We start from the raw sequence: 16,840 nt of genomic DNA on the forward strand, positions 1-16,840 counted from the left end.
GCCAGAGCACCTAAAAAAACACCGGACAGGTAGGCAAAAATCCACCACATAGAAAGTTCCCTCCGTTGTATACCAAAATTATTCTTTATTATTCCGAGAGGAAAGCCACCTTATACTTTTGCAACAAAAGTCCCGGAAGAATAAACTCCGGTAGATTTGATGTCTGATCCAAATGGACTTCAACTATTCGGGAACATTCCAGTAAACCCGCCAGTCCGCTATATGATTATAGCCGGCCTTCAATAAAATTGTCGTAGCCGTCCGCAATGGCCAATTTATTCTCCAGGAAGTGAATGACATTCATATAGTAGTGAGCTGCCTGATCTTCCATTCCTTGATCGATCATATCTTGATAGGTTTGGTAACTATCGCGGAGCAATTGAAAGCTTTGCTGAAACTCCTGTTCAGACAGCAATGGTGGACGTCCATCACCTTCTTCAGACCAAAACATCTTATACCGTTCCAAATAGGCTTGGTAGGTGGGAAAATTGTATGGCATCCCTTTCATCCTTTAAACGTTGTATTAACCCTTAGCTTGCCGAGTGCAGAGGAGAATTATTCTTACGTCCTTTATTTAACACTGGCAGAAACCGTGCGTTTGGCACGGATTTCATCCAGAATGCCACCTGCCATTAAACGATAGCCTTGATCATTGGGATGAATTTGATCATAAAGCCATTGTTCCTCTTCTCTCTGCAATCGATCCGTCACATTAACTACATAAGTAAAGGGATTACGATCAGCAACCCGCTTCATGTCTGAGTTCCACCGTTTTAACATCTGATTGGAAATTCTGTAATAACTCTTTTCCGGTGAGATCGGATTGTAAAGCGATGTAATCAAGATGGGCGCATCCCGATTCAATGAGCGAATGGCCGTTATAATGCTGGATAGATTTTTCTCATACTTGGCCTGTATTTCATCGAAACTGAACAGAATATGAAGCGGTTTTTCTTCCTCCAGTGCTACCTTTAGTAAATCATTACCACCAATCGTCAGGGAAATCAAATCTGCATTGCGAATATCCGTTTGTATATGTGAATCTTGAATGGATTGGAGCAGTTTTGCAGAGGTTTGACCCACTACCCCCCGATTAACAAGATCCAGGTCAATTCCTTCTTTTTTAAGAGCCTTTGCCACCAAGGAGCTGTATCCATGAGGGCCTGTTTTTTGGGACCCAAACCCACGAGCCACTGAATCCCCAAGAACCAGATAATTTAGTGGATCTTTTCTTTGCGCCTGATCCTTGAGATGCGAAAGAATGTTCATCTGGGAAACCGTATCGGATTCCACAGGCTTTTTAACAAACATGAAACGTATATCGGAGGAATATAATAGGAGAAGGGAAAGACTCACAGCAATGAAGATCCATTTTTTCATTGTTTGCTCACCCTCTTCATCGACTCAAGTGTATATTAGTTATTTACAGAATAACATTTAAATATTACATATAAATCACATGTCAATGACAGGATCTATCCTTTATTTTACAGTTTGATGATACAGAAAAACGGTACCCGAAAATCGGTACCGTTTTTGTTGCTTAAGCTGATTCAGCTAGAAGGAAAGCAAACCATAAGCCGAGTTCTGTCCTCCAAGTGGTGAAACGGTGTTTGTCGCTACACCTCCCACAAAATGGAGTGGTAATCATCTGTCTAGGCGATGCATTGCTGCACCGCTCAAGCGACCAACCCGGAATCACTGCGGGCAACAGCTGCGCATGAAAACGCCGATCCCTTTATGGTCTTGCTCCAGGTGGGGTTTACCTAGCCAGCATGTCTCCATGCTGCTGGTGCGCTCTTACCGCACCGTTGCAACCTTGCCTGTGGAACAATCATGTTCCCATCGGCGGTCTGACATTTCTGTGGCACTATCCTTAGGGTCGCCCCCACCGGCCGTTAGCCGGCACCCTGCCCTGTGGAGCTCGGACTTTCCTCCCGTGAGATCCGTCGGGATCTCACCGGCGATTACCTAGTTTACTTTCCATACAAACGACGTTTCTAATTATACCATATATAAAAACATCATGCAATAAAAACTTTCCAACCAACCCTTATATAAATTGAAATGGATCAGTATTTACCTGTGTCACCTGGATCGGCACATCCTGAGAAAAAAATTGACTCAGTTTTTCTCCCATTCTTTCCAGGACCAAATGTTCCACATGATGTCCTGGGTCCAAGAGATTTAGTCCTTCTGCCAAGGCATCCAAAGCTGTATGGTGATCCAGATCACCCGTTATATAAACATCCGCTCCCAGTCGTTTTACTTCCGGATAATAACGACCTCCTGACCCACCAAGAACTGCCACTTTGGAAACCCTTTCTTCCCCCTTCCCCACCATTCGAAGTCCTGAAATCCGATAAGCTTCCTTTAGTTTTAAAGCTAACTCTTTTAAAGTTACTGGTTCGGGAAGCATTCCAATCCTTCCAATTCCATCTATTTTCCCAGGCAAGTCAAGCGGATAGATATCATAAGCAGGCTCTTCATATGGGTGGGATTGAAGCATCGCTTCCACCACTTCATCCTGTATATCCTCTGTGATCACTGTTTCCAGCCGAACTTCCTTTACGCGTTCCAGCTGGCCTTTCTTTCCGATATAAGGATTTGTTCCCTCTCGCGGAAGAAATGTTCCCGTTCCATTCAGATTAAACGTGCAATGGCTGTAATTCCCAATCCAACCAGCACCTGCTCTGGCCATAGCATGAAGAACGTTTTCGTGATGATCTTCAGGAATAAACACAATCAATTTTTTCAAACGATATGTTTGTGTCGGAATTAAAGGTTTGGTCTCCTGTAGATTCAATTTTTCACAAAGGACATCATTGACTCCATCCTTGGCAGCATCCAGATTGGTATGAGCAATGTACACATTGATATCATGTTTCAAGAGTTTCTTATAAATTCGACCTGCAGGTTTGTCCGTACGTAAGTCCTTCAACGGTTGAAAGATTACTGCATGGTGAGCGATAATCCAATTCGCTCCCCTTTGAATCGCTTCCTCCACAATCTCTTCTGTGATATCAAGGGCGAGTAGAATGCCCTTTACTTCGCTTTCAGGGTGTCCTACTTGCAAGCCGATTCGATCATTTTTCATTGCCAGAGATTGTGGAGCCCAAGATTCCATCACATGAATCAGATCTTTTCCTTTAATAACCATTCTCTGACATCCTCCCACTTTTCACGTTGAAGTTGCAACTCTTTTCTCCGCAATTCTCCCTGAGGAGATCGAGCGGATTGAAGTCCCTGTAGAATTCGGTCTACACTTGATATTTCTTCCATCACTTTCTTCGGTAATAAGGGATGATGCTTTTGACACAACAGAGGACCCAGTTTTTCCATCATCTCTTTTTCAAATGGAGAGGCTTTATAGGGTTGATCCGGATTTCCAGGCCGTGCTGAAATGATTTCGTACAGAATTTCCCCGTCATTTACCAACTCTTCCTGATCAATTTCCCATCCTTGATGATATAGCCAACGGCGAACCTGTTCTCCATGGTTGTTCGGTTGCAATATAAGCTGTTTTACATGTGACAGCTTATCATTCCCCTGAGATAATATGGAAGTGATCGTAGCGCCCCCCATACCGGCCAGAACGATCACCTCTGCTTCACCAGGATTTAAAACGTCCAGTCCGTCTCCCAGACGAACATCAATCTGATATTCAAGCCCCGCTTCTCGCACATTTTTTTGTGCGTTTTGAAAGGGTCCTCTATTCACCTCGCCGGCAATCCCTTTTTTTAACCAACCACGCTCTGCAAGATATATCAACAATTGCGCATGATCTGCTCCAATATCTGCTACGACTCGTTCGGCATTGATACAGCTGGCGACAGCCGATAACCGATCGGAGATCTTTGAGCTTTTCATCTCTCTTTCCATGCTCATCCCCCTTATCTATTCCATTATAACGAAATAAAGGATGAATATCAGTTTGTGCAGTACATTTTCATATCAAAGCCAAACGACAGGTGACCGGAAGATGGTCGGACGGGCAACCTGGTGTGTTTAACACATGTGCATCCTGGACATGAAAGTGCCTGGTGCAAAAGATATAGTCAATTCTTTTTCGGGGAGAAGGACAGGGGTAAGTGGGAGCATCAACATCCGATTGTTTCAGAACATCCTTCAAAACTGGAAAGAGTCGTGTGACAGATGAACGACCAGGCGTTACATTCCAATCCCCCATCGCCACCATTGGAACATCGACATCACACTGTTTCAGCAACTGTTCAGTCTGTCGTTTTCGAATCCACGGTGTAAAGCCCAGATGGGTCACCACCACACGTAATCTTTGATCCATACCATGGGGGATGACATCCGTTACCAAAAGAGCCCTAGACTCTTCTCCCCGAATATTTACCTGAATATTTTTGGTTGAGCATATGATTCCCTTCACAAGAAGACCATTTCCGTATCCCCGAAAAGCATTTGTATCGGTTGATTTTTGAATGGATGGTCCAAAAGCCTGCTTCATTCCCAGTCGCTTTGCCAAAAAGGATAATTGATCTTCAAAATGGCTTCGACGGTGAAATCGAACATCCACTTCATTTAGACCCACCAAATCAGGCCGCTCTCTTTCAATGACATGGGCAATCCGAACCAGGTCGACGCGGAGATCACAGCCCAATCCGTGCCGTATGTTATAAACCATCACCTTCAACCCTGTTCACCTCCTGTTTTTTCCATCCCTCCCTTCTTTCCATATGACACCAACTTCTCTCTCTTGCATTTACTAGGCAGATTAATCACTGTCAGAAACCGACATTCCAAATGGAAAGGTGAGGAGTTCATGGGAGTTGTCAACCAGATTTTTATGCCAAACCAACCTTGGAGATTGCATGAATGCAAGGATTACGACATGGTTGGGTCCTCCCCGATGAGGACTTTTGAGGGCAGAGAAAACCATTCAATCAATCCTAACCTGATCGATTAACATAAAAAGAACCGGCCTTCATGCCGGTGAGACTGCTGACAAAGGTAATAAGAGGAGGATTTCCGGTGGAGCATCCTTTTCCGACAACCCAGCGGAACCCCTGGAGGTCCCAACCGTTCAGCGGACAACCTGCTTTTCCTTTTTGTCCGCTGGTTGAGGCCGGAGGGGGTAAAGCGGACTCCTTCCATTTCTTTTAGCTGGAGGAAAGAGGTACGGAAACGGAAATCTCCCCTTCACCACTTTGCCATGAACCTCACTGGACTTCATGCCGGTCTTTATTTCTTATGATCCGTCTGAAAATATAACCAGCGATGAAAGAAGGGTTTCAGATCCGTTCCGGCTACTTCACTCGCCACATGGATAAAATCCTGAGTTGTGGCAATCCGAAAACGGAATCGATCATAATAAGTGCTTAAAATCTCAAGCACTTTCTCTTTCCCCAGATGCTCCATCAGTTTCCACATCATCGCTGCCGGACGGGTATAAACCATCCAGCCATAAACAGGATCGGAATATTGATAGAGGGACTCCACAGAGGTGATCCCCTTTTCTTTATGAATCTGATCCGTTCTTTCAGCCACTTTTGCAAGCAATTTCTGTTCATCTTCTCCCATCTGTTCATGCATGTACAGAAACTCTGAAAATGTGGTTAATCCCTCATCCAACCAGGGTTCTTTTACCTGATTATTGCCAACGACGCCATACCACCATTGATGTGCCAACTCATGGGCCACCACGTTCACAGCTGGACGTTCTCCTTTTCGAGTGGGTATCTTGTCCAGAGAGGTAACAAGACCGGGATATTCCATACCCGCAATACCGTATCCTGTTTCTCCCAACACAACATCCACTTCTTTATAGGGATAGTCACCAAAATGCTTACTGAAAAATTTCATCGCTGTAATCGCGTGATGATGAAGCTCCTGAGCCACATCTTCCATTCCTTTGAGATACCAAAGATTCACTTCGACATCTCCAGCCTTTCCCCTCACCGGCTCATAATCTTTAGTGATCACTGCCGCAAAATCCCGTACTTTACTTTGCTGAAGCGTCACTTTTGAGGAGAAGGAGTCAGAGGAATCATTTGCACTGGTTATCAAACGGTATCCCTTTGGAATATCAAATGTAATTTTAAAATCTGAAATACGGGAATAGAAAGGGTCACCCGTGGAAGTGTAAGGGTCTGTATGCCACCCTTCCTGATCTTTAACCGCCAACATCGGGTACCATTGGGCTAGGAATGCGGTATCCCCAAACCGATTTAACCTCATTCCACCTTGAGGCAATTTCAGCTCATAATCCATCTCTACCTGCACTGTTTTACCGGTCTGAATGTAGGCGGGCAAGCTCACCTTTAACAATGTCTCTTTCGTATGATAGCGGGCGGTTGATCCATCCACTTTGACATTTCTCACATGTAAATATCCAGGCTTCTTCGGCTTGGAGGCAGATCCCCATTTCCAATTGGAAAATGCATTGGGATACAAATGAAAATAAAGCTCCTGCAACTTCTGTTCACCGACCGGGATCTTAACATGATAATGACCCGTTATCTTGGATGTTGCATCGTCATATTTTGCATCAATTATATAGGTCGGACGTTTTTCAGACCCTGTGGACATCCCATTTTCCATTGCAAAAACATTTGCTTGTGTCATCGTCCAGCTCATCATAAACACGATCAGCCAACCAAACAAAAAACGACGCTTCATCCGTCATTCCCCATTTCCTGATGAAATCCACTCCTTTACAGGATTTCCATCAAAATAGGTTTTATGACGGATTTACGCCGTTAATTTCATATGGTTACAAATTTCCCCGTCGTTCCTGTTCCCGCTCAATCGCTTCAAAGAGTGCCTTAAAGTTTCCTTCTCCGAAACCACGGGCCCCTTTTCGTTGAATGATTTCAAAAAACAGGGTTGGACGATCCACAATCGGACGGGTAAAAACTTGCAGCAGGTATCCCTCGTCATCCCGATCCACCAGAATACCATTTTTGCGAAGATCATCCAAAGCCTCGTCGATGTCCCCCACCCGGCGGTGCAGGTCTTCATAATACGTATCCGGTGTAAGGAGAAATTCCACCCCTTTTTTCTTCAAATCTTGAACAGTTTGAATGATATCTTTTGTATAAAGGGCGATATGTTGCACACCAGGACCGTGGTAATACTCCAAATATTCCGCAATCTGGGACTTCCGTTTTCCTTCCGCCGGCTCGTTGATCGGAAATTTAATGCGCCCCGTTCCGTTCTGCATCACTTTGGACATTAGAGCTGAATATTCTGTACTGATATCTTCATCCCGAAAATGGCGAAGTTCCTTAAAGCCCATTACCCGTTCGTAATAGGAAACCCACTCCTCCATTTTTTCTACATTTCCAACAATATGATCCACCCCAAGAAGACCAGCGCTCTCTGAAGGAATCAAAGAATTCGCCTCGGTGAAGCCGGGAGCAAATACTCCATGATAATTTTTTCGCTCCACCAATGTGTGAATGGTATCACCGTACGTTCCTATAATCGCCTTTTTCATTTCCCCGTGTTGATCCGTTTCCTTCCAAGGCTCTTTTATCGAAATTCCTCCGCGGGCAACAGCCTCCCGATAGGCAGACTCCACATCATTTACCTGAAGGGCAATATCTTTTACTCCGTCACCATGCAACTTGACAAACTCTGCAATAGGGTGATCCGGGTGATAGGCTCCGCTGATTACAAAACGTACATTTCCTTGTTCCAACACATAGGAAACCGTCTCACGACTCTTGGTTTCCAGTCCTTTATACGCTACCGGTTGAAATCCAAATGTTTTGCAAAAATAATGCGCAGCCTGTTTTGCATTACTGGTGTAAAACTCCAGATAGTCTACATCCAGTAACGGAAGAAAATCCTCAACGACCGCTTCATTTGATGTTGCTTTGGTCTCCGCCATCAGAATACCTCCTCTTGCGAAAGTTCTGTACCTTCAGACTACACAGTCAACAGCAAGTTCGCAAGCATACGAAGAGGCGCGTTAACGCTTTATCCTGATTAAGAACAACCGATTTCCCGTGCGATGACCATGCGTTGAATTTCCGATGTGCCTTCACCGATTTCTGTCAGTTTGGCATCTCGAAAGAAACGTTCCACTTTGTAATCATGTATATAACCGTACCCACCATGAATTTGCACTGCTTGATCGCATACTTTCATAGCCATTTCCGAGGCGTATAATTTCGCCATAGAAGCCTCTTTAGTAAATTTCCGTCCTTGGTCTTTTAACCAGGCTGCCTTAAAGACCATATTTCTCGCCAATTCAATGTTCATGGCCATATCCGCCAATTTGTGCTGAATAACCTGAAATTTGGATATCGCTTGACCAAACTGCACTCGTTCTTTGGCATACTGAAGAGCGGCTTCATAAGCTCCCTGGGCAATTCCAACCGCCATCGCCCCAATCCCGATCCGCCCTCCGTCCAGTGTGATTAGAAATTGCTTAAACCCCTCTCCTATCTTTCCTAAGACATGATCCGACGGAATACGAACATTTTCCAGTATCAATTCGGTTGTGTTGGAACTGTGAAGACCCATTTTTACATAATTGTCCACAATCTGGAAACCCTGTGCATCCGTTGGCACAATGAAAGCAGTGATCTCCGGGAAACCATCCACTTTCTTTCCCGTCACTGCAGTAAGGGCCAGATAGTCTGCATAACCTGCGTTGGTAATAAAACATTTGGATCCATTAAGGAGCCACCCATCCCCTTCACGAATCGCATTTGTCCGTGTTCCCCCCGCGTCGGAGCCCGCATTGGGCTCTGTCAAACCAAAAGCACCCAATGTCTCTCCCTGACACAGCGGAACAAGATATTTTTCCTTCTGCTCCTCGGTTCCAAACAGATAAAAGGGTGCACATCCCAGGGAAACATGAGCGGAATAGGTTATACCAACTGATCCACAAACCCGTGATAACTCTTCCACCACAATGGCAAAACTGATGGTGTCAGCTCCGCCTCCACCGTATTTCTCTGGGAAAGGAAGCCCCATCAGATTTAGATCTGCCATTTTGTCAAAAACCTCTTTTGGAAAGGTTTTTGTTCGATCACGCTCATCCGCCCCCGGTGCCACCTCACCCTCTGCAAAATCTCTCATCAATTTGCGAATCATGCTTTGTTCTTCCGTCAACTCAAAATTCATGGAATCTCCACTCCCATTCCTCTTGATGACAACGCTTTCATTCATTATTATAGGATTAAAGATATATCCCTTTCAATAATTTTTGAAATATATCTGTTTTTTCCGACCTGATCCGCCTTTGAAGGTTTGCATTGGGTTCGGAAAAGGGATAAAATTAAACCAGTAATCATGGCAAAAAACAAAAGCACCCTTTTATGGAGTGCTTTTCCAACAACATCTTCTCAACTTTTTTATTCAAGGAAGTCTTTTAATCTCTTGCTTCGGCTGGGATGACGCAGTTTACGAAGCGCTTTTGCTTCAATCTGTCGAATCCGTTCACGGGTAACTCCGAAGACTTTCCCCACTTCTTCGAGTGTGCGTGTCCGCCCGTCATCCAAGCCGAATCGTAGTCGCAGTACATTTTGCTCTCGATCCGACAGTGTATCAAGTACATCTTTCAGTTGCTCTTTTAAGAGTTCATAAGCTGCTGCATCGGCAGGAGCCTGGGCATCATCATCCGGTATGAAATCACCGAGATGGGAATCATCTTCCTCTCCAATGGGGGTTTCCAACGACACTGGTTCCTGGGCAATCTTCATGATTTCCCGAACTTTTTCCGGGCTGAGATCCATCTCCTCGGCAATTTCCTCCGGCGTAGGTTCTCGCCCCAACTCCTGAAGAAGTTGTCTTGAAACCCGGATTAATTTATTAATGGTTTCCACCATGTGAACCGGAATTCGGATGGTTCGGGCTTGATCAGCAATGGCACGGGTAATGGCTTGACGAATCCACCAAGTGGCATAGGTACTAAACTTATATCCTTTTCGATAGTCAAATTTTTCCACTGCCTTGATTAATCCCATGTTGCCCTCCTGGATCAAATCAAGAAAGAGCATACCGCGACCTACATATCGTTTGGCTATACTAACCACCAAACGGAGGTTCGCTTCAGCCAAGCGGCGTTTGGCGATCTCGTCACCTTGTTCAATCTGCTTAGCGTACTCTACCTCTTCTTCAGCGGACAACAAGGGCACACGCCCGATTTCTTTCAGATACATCCGTACCGGATCATTGATCTTCACACCTGGCGGAACACTCAAATCATCTTCCAAAAGCTCATCTGTACTGGGTTCATTTTCTTGAGAAAAAACAATGTTGTCATCATCTTCATTGATCACTTCGATTCCCTGTTCACCCAAGGCTTCAAAAAAATCATCCACTTGTTGAGTGTCTTGGTCAAAAGCGGACATTTTTTCCATAATCTCTTTATATGTGAGGACCCCGCGCTTTTTCCCGAGATCAGTTAATTGCTCTTTCACTTGTTCTAACGTTAATTCTTGTTCCATATCGACATTCTGTTCATTTGCCAACTTGAGATTCCCTCCTTCCCGGCTCCATTGCATTAAGCCTCTTTTTGAACCATTTTCCTCAAACGCATCAGTTCAACCCCCAAACGGGTGGCCTTGGCAATGTCACCAGCACGCTCAGCCTGCTTCTGTTGTTCTTTTTTCCATTCAATTTCTTTATAAAGAGGATAATTGCGTATATGTCGGATATAATCCGCAATCTCTTCTTCTGTCACTTCCAAAGGTGCATCAAGGATTGCTAAACCACTCGCTTCCGCTAAAAGTTGATCATCCTGAAGAAAATGGATAAAACGCCCTGGATCAGCCGGATGACCTTCAGCGTAATAAGCGTATAGATATGCGGCCAATGCTCCGTATACTTCTACATTAAATTCAGCACCAATGGTTTCCTGAACACGATCAGCGACAGCACGGTTATGCATCATAGCCACCAACAGACGCTTTTCCGCTTCTTCATGAGCGAGGAAGCGCCGTTTGCGACCGACCATGTGTTTGCTGTTGTGATATCCATTATTCCACTTCTCCAGCCCTTTATCCCTGTCGCCTCTATTCTTCTTCGATGCGATACGGCGATGTTCCTGTTTCAGGGCATCAAGAGACACCTCAAACTCCTTCGCCAAAAAACGCAAATAATGATCCCGTTCAATCGCTCGCGGAAGATCCGCTATCACCTCAATAGCCTGGGTGAGATATCGCATCCGTCCCTCTTCATCTTTCAGATCAAAATCTTCCTTTAACATCTTCAACTTAAAAGCAACATAGGGAAGCGCCTGTGCAATCACTTCCCCGGTGAAAGCTTTCGCCCCCCGTTTTCGAATGTAGTCATCAGGGTCCAGTCCCGGCGGCATCTGTGCCACTTTTACGACACATCCCTGATTGCGGAGGACTTCCGAAGCCCGATCTGATGCATTCTGCCCAGCCGAATCTGAATCATAACAGATAATGACATTCTCGGCATTTCTGCGAATCACCCGTGCCTGAGATTCTGTCAAGGAGGTTCCAAGATTGGCCAAACCGTTTTGGACTCCCGCTTGCCAGGCAGAAATGAGATCCATATACCCTTCGAAGAGTACCGCTTGCCCTTCCTTTCGTATGGCTTTTCTAGCTCGGTGCAGATTATACAGAAACTTACCTTTGTGAAACAACAGCGTTTCCGGGCTGTTTAAATATTTGGGTTGACCTTCGCCCATCAGCCTTCCTCCAAAGCCGATCACCCTTCCCTGGGTGTCGTGTATGGGAAACATCACCCGTCCACGAAATCTGTCAAAGCGGGAAACGGAACCTCCAGATTGCTCCCGTTGAGCCAACAAGCCCGCCTTTACTGCCAACTCTTCATCAATATCTCTCCGCTTAAGGAAAGAGCGAAGAAACGAATAGGAGTCGGGAGCATACCCCAACTGGAATTCCTCCATCGCTTCCCCGGTAATCCCCCGTCTTTCCAAATATCGCCTCGCTTCCACTCCATGTTCCGTTTTCATCAGAAGGTGATGAAAAAGATTGGCTGCTAGCGTCATCACTTTTCGATGTTGCTCCCGCTTTTTCTCTTCCGGATCATAGTCTGTATCTCCAGACGTTCCAGGAAGTTCAATTCCTGCCTGTTCAGCCAAACTGCGAACGGCTTCCACAAAGGTAAATTGTTCGGTTTCCATCAAAAATTTAATGACATCGCCGCCAGCTCCGCACCCAAAACAGTAGTATATTTGTTTTTCCGGCGATACGGAAAAGGATGGGGTTTTCTCCGAATGAAACGGACACAAGCCAAAAAAGTTTCGTCCACTTTTTTTAAGTTGAACGGATTGTCCCACCACATCCACAATATCAAAATGCCTCCGGACCCGGTCGATGACTTCTTCAGGGATCCGCCCCCCCATGAAATCACCGCCTTCCACCAAATATCATTCAGTTTTCCGCTCCAACATGACCTATTCGCCATAATTCAGCAAAGCCCTTCAATTGTCGGGAATGTAAAATATGGCAAATATGTACGGACAGGAAACCCGAAACCTGCTGTGTATCTTACAATTCTACAATATTACAGGTATTCCTTCCATAACTCAACCCCTTCATACTTTTGCAACATTTGTCGAAGATCAATCTGAACAAGATCTTCATCTTCTGGATGTTCTCTACTTCTACCTGTATTATACGCGGGAAAATAAAAAAAATCCTTCCTATACCTTGACATTGTTAAAAATGTTGTTCTCACCTGATACAAACAGAAAAACACCTGTTAGACCAGGTGTTTTTCCACCACATGATTCAGACGGTGGATTCCGATTCAGCCAATGCCGCTTGAGCAGCTGCCAAGCGAGCCAACGGGACACGGAAAGGAGAGCAACTGACATAATCTAAGCCAACCTGATGACAGAAAAAAATGGATTTCCTTTCCCCGCCATGCTCTCCACAAATCCCTGTTTTCAAATCCGGTTTCACCTTTCGTCCTTCGGTGACACCCAGGGAGATCAGTCTACCCACTCCTTCCTGGTCCAAACAGATAAAAGGGTTATCCGGAAGGATTTTTTGTTCAATATACTGATGCAAAAATTTTCCTTCTGCATCATCTCGGCTATACCCAAAGGTAGTCTGAGTCAGGTCGTTCGTTCCAAATGAGAAAAAATCCGCCTCTTCAGCAATTTGGGAAGCTGTCAATGCTGCTCTGGGAACTTCAATCATTGTGCCAACCGTATAGGTAATCTGTTGATTGGTTCGGCTCTCTACTTCTTCAGCCACCTCAGCCACCAACGTACGCATGATATTCAGCTCGTTGACATGTCCAACCAATGGAATCATAATCTCAGGCTTTACACGTACTCCTTCCTGAACAACCTCAGAGGCAGCTGTCAAAAGAGCTTCCACTTGCATTCTGTAAATCTCCGGGTAAATCAGCCCCAGACGGCAACCACGATGTCCCAGCATCGGGTTAAACTCTTGAAGAGATCGTATTTTACGGAGAAGATCCTCTTTTTCTTTCAATTGGACCGGGTCTGCACCTTCCATTTGCATCCGAACCAGTTCTGTCAGGATCTCTTCCTGGTTGGGAAGAAATTCATGAAGCGGAGGGTCCAACAAGCGAATGGTAACCGGCAATCCATCCATTGCTTTAAAAATCCCTTTAAAATCTTCCTTTTGCAGAGGAAGGAGTTGATCCAGGGTCTTCTGACGTTCTTCCGCAGTTTCAGCAAGGATCATTTCCCGAACAAGGGGGATTCGGTCTGTTTCCATAAACATATGTTCCGTGCGACAAAGGCCCACTCCTTCCGCTCCAAACTGGCGAGCTTTTACCGCATCCTGAGGATTGTCTGCATTGGTCCGGATTTTCAAGCGGCGTACTTCATCCGCCCACTTTAGCAGCTGTTGAAACTCCTCCGACAGTTCCGGATCGATCAAAGAAACACTTCCTTGGAATACTTTACCTGTACCACCATCAATCGAGAGTGTATCCCCCTCATGAATGGTTGTTCCGTTGATAAGCATCTTCCGGTTATTCAAATCGATTTTTACTTCTTCACAACCGCAAATGCAGGGCTTACCCATGCCACGAGCTACCACAGCTGCATGACTGGTCATTCCTCCCCGGCTGGTAAGGATTCCTTCTGAAGAGATAATTCCATGAATATCATCCGGGGTTGTTTCAGAGCGAATTAAAAGTACCTTTTCCCCTTCCTGAGACCAGCGCTCAGCCGTATCAGCATCAAACACGGCCTTTCCGGACGCAGCACCGGGAGAGGCAGGAAGACCTTTGGTCAAAACAGTCACATCCGCATCAGGGTCCATCCGACGGTGCAAGATCTGATCCAATTGCTCCGGGTCCACTCGGTTTAACGCCGTTCGTTTGTCAATCATCCCTTCATTGACCAAATCAGTGGCAATTTTCACTGCTGCGTGAGCCGTTCGTTTCCCGTTTCGGGTTTGTAAGATATAGAGCTTTCCTCGTTCCACCGTAAACTCGATATCCTGCATATCGCCATAGTGGACTTCCAACCGGTTACTGATCTCAAAGAACTCTTTATAAATGTGTGGCATACGTTCCGAAAGTGCGGAAATGGGTTCCGGTGTCCGAATCCCCGCGACCACATCTTCTCCCTGAGCATTGATTAAAAACTCACCATACAGAGACTTTTCTCCTGTCGAGGGGTTCCGGGTAAAAGCAACACCCGTCCCGGAGTCACTTCCCATATTGCCAAAAACCATCATCTGCACATTGACCGCTGTACCCAGATCATCACTGATGTGGTGGATCTTGCGGTAGATTCGCGCTCTTTGGTTATTCCAGGAGTCAAAAACGGCAATAATCGCTTGGTAAAGCTGTTCAGCCGGTTCCTGAGGAAAAATCTTTTTCTCTTCCCGAATGATTTCCTTAAACGTTTCAATCACGATTTTCCAATCTTCATGGGACAACTCTGTATCTTCGGATACCCCGCATTCCTCTTTTACCTCTTCAATTACCCGTTCAAAACGGTAAGAAGGAATCCCAAGGACAACATCCCCGAACATCTGGATAAAACGGCGATAGCAGTCATACGCGAAACGGGCATTGTTTGTCAACTTTTCCAAACCCAAAACGGTTTGGTCATTCAATCCCAAATTGAGAACCGTATCCATCATTCCTGGCATAGAAGTAACCGCACCTGAACGAACAGAAACCAACAGAGGATCATCCGGATCACCCAATGTTTTACCAGAACGCCTCTCCAATTCTTTGAGAGCATTCCTGATTTCCTTCTTCCGTTCCTCTGTCAAAACCCGCCCTGATTGATAATACTCCAGGCAAGCCGCTGTCGTGATGGTAAAACCCGGCGGGACGGGAAGACCGGCTTGGGTCATTTCTGCCAGATTGGCTCCTTTTCCTCCCATTAAATGCTTTTGATCCATACTTCCTTTATGAAATGGGATGATTAGCGTTTGACTCATGAGCGGCTGCCTCCCTTTCGTAGCATATCCAATACAACACTGGCCGTTTCCTCAACCGCTTTGTTGGATACATCGATAATCGGACAACCGATTCGTTTCATCACCTTTTCCGCATATTCCAGTTCCTGGAGAATGCGTTCCATATTGGCATAATTTGCTCTAGCGGTCAATCCCAATGATCGAAGCCGCTCTCTTCGGATTTCATTTAATTGATCGGGGTCAATGCTTAAACCGATACACCGTTCAGCAGGAATCATATACAACTCCTCCGGTGCTTCCACTTCAGGCACCAGAGGAACGTTCGCTACCTTAAACCGTTTATGAGCCAGATACATAGACAGAGGCGTCTTGGATGTTCGAGAGACGCCAATCAAGACGACATCTGCCCGCAACAGTCCCCTGGGGTCCTTCCCATCATCATACTTTACAGCAAACTCAATCGCTTCTACTTTACGGAAGTAGTCGTCGTCCAATTTTCGGACAAGCCCTGGTTCCCGCTTCGGCTCTTTTCCATAAAGAGTGGATAAACCTTTTAACATTGGGCCCATGATATCAACAACAGGAACACCATGGGTCTTTGCCTCTTTCAACAGATAGTTTTGAAGATCACTAACAACCATAGTGAAAGCAATCATTCCATTGGATTCCGCTGCTGCTTTCACTGTCTCCTGAATCGTCCTCTTGTCAACCACATAGGGAATCCGACGAATATTTACATCGCCACCATTAAATTGACTGGACGCTGCCCTCACAACAAATTCAGCCGTTTCTCCGACGGAGTCTGACACGAGATAAATCACTGGTCGGTTTGTTTCACTGGAAATGATTCTTCCCTCCCTCACTAGACAGACGCACCTTCACCCAGCTCTACAAATGCTTTGGTGATCGTTGTTTTGGTGATTCGACCCACGACTTCCAACCCATCCGTCTCTTCTTTCACCACCGGCAAAGCATCCACTTGATTTCCGATCAGCTTGGAAGCTGCACTCAAGAGAGATTCTTCCGGATGACAAGTAATAATATTGGGCATTCGGGTCATGACCACTCCAACAGGAATGGATTGTAGATCCTGGTTCCCCATCGAGCTTTTCAAAAGATCCTTTCGGGATACCACTCCAACGAGAATCCCATTCTCTTTAAGAACAAAAAGAGTCCCCACATCCTCCAGAAACATAGTACAGATCGCATCATAGACAGAGGTATCTTCTCGGCAGACAACCGGAATCGATTTGCGATCCCGGACAGACAACTTTCGAATATGTTCGCCTAATAACTGATTTCCCGTCTTTCCTGAATAGAAATATCCCACCCTCGGACGAGCGTCCAAAAAACCGGACATAGTCAAAATGGCGAGATCCGGACGTAAGGTGGCACGGGTTAAGTTTAACTTCTCCGCAATCTGCTCCCCGGTAATCGGTCCCTCATCTTTTACAATTCGCAAGATCATTTCCTGGCGTTCCGTCAGCTCGATTGGT

14 protein-coding genes and 1 other RNA gene are annotated in these 16,840 nt (G+C 45.6%); 1 reads left to right on the forward strand and 14 read right to left on the reverse strand.

Annotation, left to right across the window (positions count from 1 at the left end):
• Positions 1-226 precede the first annotated feature (226 nt).
• The 6 genes from FN782_RS04900 to FN782_RS04925 all read right to left on the reverse strand — a co-directional run bounded on the left by FN782_RS04900 (position 227) and on the right by FN782_RS04925 (position 4,654).
• Positions 227-499 carry a hypothetical protein gene (locus FN782_RS04900; RefSeq protein ID WP_142504646.1) on the reverse strand — a complete coding sequence of 91 codons (273 nt, stop codon included), beginning with the start codon at positions 497-499 and terminating at the stop codon, positions 227-229.
• 71 nt (positions 500-570) lie between these two features.
• Complete coding sequence (locus FN782_RS04905; protein ID WP_142504647.1) at positions 571-1,380, reverse strand: GDSL-type esterase/lipase family protein; 810 nt, start codon at positions 1,378-1,380, stop codon at positions 571-573.
• Between the two features lie 181 nt (positions 1,381-1,561).
• Positions 1,562-1,983, reverse strand: an RNA gene (gene rnpB / locus FN782_RS04910) — RNase P RNA component class A.
• 70 nt (positions 1,984-2,053) lie between these two features.
• Positions 2,054-3,160, reverse strand: coding sequence for a Nif3-like dinuclear metal center hexameric protein (locus FN782_RS04915; RefSeq protein WP_142504648.1), 1,107 nt, complete (start codon positions 3,158-3,160; stop codon positions 2,054-2,056).
• Positions 3,136-3,882 carry a tRNA (adenine(22)-N(1))-methyltransferase gene (locus tag FN782_RS04920; RefSeq protein WP_185956042.1) on the reverse strand — a complete coding sequence of 249 codons (747 nt, stop codon included), beginning with the start codon at positions 3,880-3,882 and terminating at the stop codon, positions 3,136-3,138. The genes FN782_RS04915 and FN782_RS04920 overlap by 25 nt, the downstream gene beginning before the upstream one ends.
• A 67-nt stretch (positions 3,883-3,949) precedes the next feature.
• Positions 3,950-4,654, reverse strand: coding sequence for an endonuclease/exonuclease/phosphatase family protein (locus FN782_RS04925; protein ID WP_246064853.1), 705 nt, complete (start codon positions 4,652-4,654; stop codon positions 3,950-3,952).
• A 347-nt stretch (positions 4,655-5,001) separates the two neighbouring features.
• Here FN782_RS04925 and FN782_RS17255 point away from each other — a divergent pair, with 347 nt between their 5' ends.
• Positions 5,002-5,133, forward strand: a complete 132-nt coding sequence (locus tag FN782_RS17255; protein WP_281285912.1) for a hypothetical protein — start codon at positions 5,002-5,004, stop codon at positions 5,131-5,133.
• A 78-nt stretch (positions 5,134-5,211) separates the two neighbouring features.
• Here FN782_RS17255 and FN782_RS04930 read toward each other — a convergent pair whose 3' ends face one another.
• From FN782_RS04930 to ccpN, 8 genes are all read right to left on the reverse strand, one after another.
• Positions 5,212-6,648 carry a M1 family metallopeptidase gene (locus FN782_RS04930; RefSeq protein WP_142504651.1) on the reverse strand — a complete coding sequence of 479 codons (1,437 nt, stop codon included), beginning with the start codon at positions 6,646-6,648 and terminating at the stop codon, positions 5,212-5,214.
• A 94-nt stretch (positions 6,649-6,742) separates the two neighbouring features.
• On the reverse strand, positions 6,743-7,864 hold the full coding sequence (gene hppD / locus FN782_RS04935; protein ID WP_142504652.1) for a 4-hydroxyphenylpyruvate dioxygenase: 1,122 nt from the start codon (positions 7,862-7,864) through the stop codon (positions 6,743-6,745).
• A gap of 98 nt (positions 7,865-7,962) precedes the next feature.
• Positions 7,963-9,108: an acyl-CoA dehydrogenase gene (locus FN782_RS04940; protein WP_142504653.1), complete on the reverse strand. Its 1,146-nt coding sequence runs from the start codon at positions 9,106-9,108 to the stop codon at positions 7,963-7,965.
• Positions 9,109-9,338: 230 nt separating this feature from the next.
• Positions 9,339-10,433 (reverse strand): RNA polymerase sigma factor RpoD, encoded by a 1,095-nt coding sequence (gene rpoD, locus FN782_RS04945; protein ID WP_425462682.1) that lies wholly within the window; start codon positions 10,431-10,433, stop codon positions 9,339-9,341.
• Positions 10,434-10,489: 56 nt separating this feature from the next.
• Positions 10,490-12,325, reverse strand: a complete 1,836-nt coding sequence (gene dnaG, locus FN782_RS04950) for a DNA primase (RefSeq protein WP_142504655.1) — start codon at positions 12,323-12,325, stop codon at positions 10,490-10,492.
• Between the two features lie 388 nt (positions 12,326-12,713).
• Positions 12,714-15,365, reverse strand: coding sequence for a pyruvate, phosphate dikinase (gene ppdK / locus FN782_RS04955; RefSeq protein ID WP_142504656.1), 2,652 nt, complete (start codon positions 15,363-15,365; stop codon positions 12,714-12,716).
• Positions 15,362-16,207 carry a pyruvate, water dikinase regulatory protein gene (locus FN782_RS04960; RefSeq protein WP_246064843.1) on the reverse strand — a complete coding sequence of 282 codons (846 nt, stop codon included), beginning with the start codon at positions 16,205-16,207 and terminating at the stop codon, positions 15,362-15,364. The genes ppdK and FN782_RS04960 overlap by 4 nt, the downstream gene beginning before the upstream one ends.
• Positions 16,207-16,836: a transcriptional regulator CcpN gene (gene ccpN / locus FN782_RS04965; protein ID WP_484177357.1), complete on the reverse strand. Its 630-nt coding sequence runs from the start codon at positions 16,834-16,836 to the stop codon at positions 16,207-16,209. Before ccpN ends, FN782_RS04960 begins: the two co-directional genes overlap by 1 nt.
• Positions 16,837-16,840 lie beyond the last annotated feature (4 nt).

The organism is Melghirimyces algeriensis (assembly GCF_900182565.1).
Taxonomy (GTDB): Bacteria; Bacillota; Bacilli; order Thermoactinomycetales; family DSM-45169; genus Melghirimyces; species Melghirimyces algeriensis.

Bases quoted from the DNA above. Each gene is read 5' to 3' on its own strand.
- FN782_RS04925 (WP_246064853.1), bottom strand. From the start codon at position 4,654: ATGGTTTATAACATACGGCACGGATTGGGCTGTGATCTCCGCGTCGAC.
- FN782_RS04900 (WP_142504646.1), bottom strand. From the start codon at position 499: ATGCCATACAATTTTCCCACCTACCAAGCCTATTTGGAACGGTATAAG.
- dnaG (WP_142504655.1), bottom strand. From the start codon at position 12,325: ATGGGGGGGCGGATCCCTGAAGAAGTCATCGACCGGGTCCGGAGGCAT.
- hppD (WP_142504652.1), bottom strand. From the start codon at position 7,864: ATGGCGGAGACCAAAGCAACATCAAATGAAGCGGTCGTTGAGGATTTT.
- FN782_RS04940 (WP_142504653.1), bottom strand. From the start codon at position 9,108: ATGAATTTTGAGTTGACGGAAGAACAAAGCATGATTCGCAAATTGATG.
- FN782_RS04905 (WP_142504647.1), bottom strand. From the start codon at position 1,380: ATGAAAAAATGGATCTTCATTGCTGTGAGTCTTTCCCTTCTCCTATTA.
- rpoD (WP_425462682.1), bottom strand. From the start codon at position 10,433: ATGGAACAAGAATTAACGTTAGAACAAGTGAAAGAGCAATTAACTGAT.
- FN782_RS04930 (WP_142504651.1), bottom strand. From the start codon at position 6,648: ATGAAGCGTCGTTTTTTGTTTGGTTGGCTGATCGTGTTTATGATGAGC.
- FN782_RS04920 (WP_185956042.1), bottom strand. From the start codon at position 3,882: ATGGAAAGAGAGATGAAAAGCTCAAAGATCTCCGATCGGTTATCGGCT.
- FN782_RS04915 (WP_142504648.1), bottom strand. From the start codon at position 3,160: ATGGTTATTAAAGGAAAAGATCTGATTCATGTGATGGAATCTTGGGCT.
- ppdK (WP_142504656.1), bottom strand. From the start codon at position 15,365: ATGAGTCAAACGCTAATCATCCCATTTCATAAAGGAAGTATGGATCAA.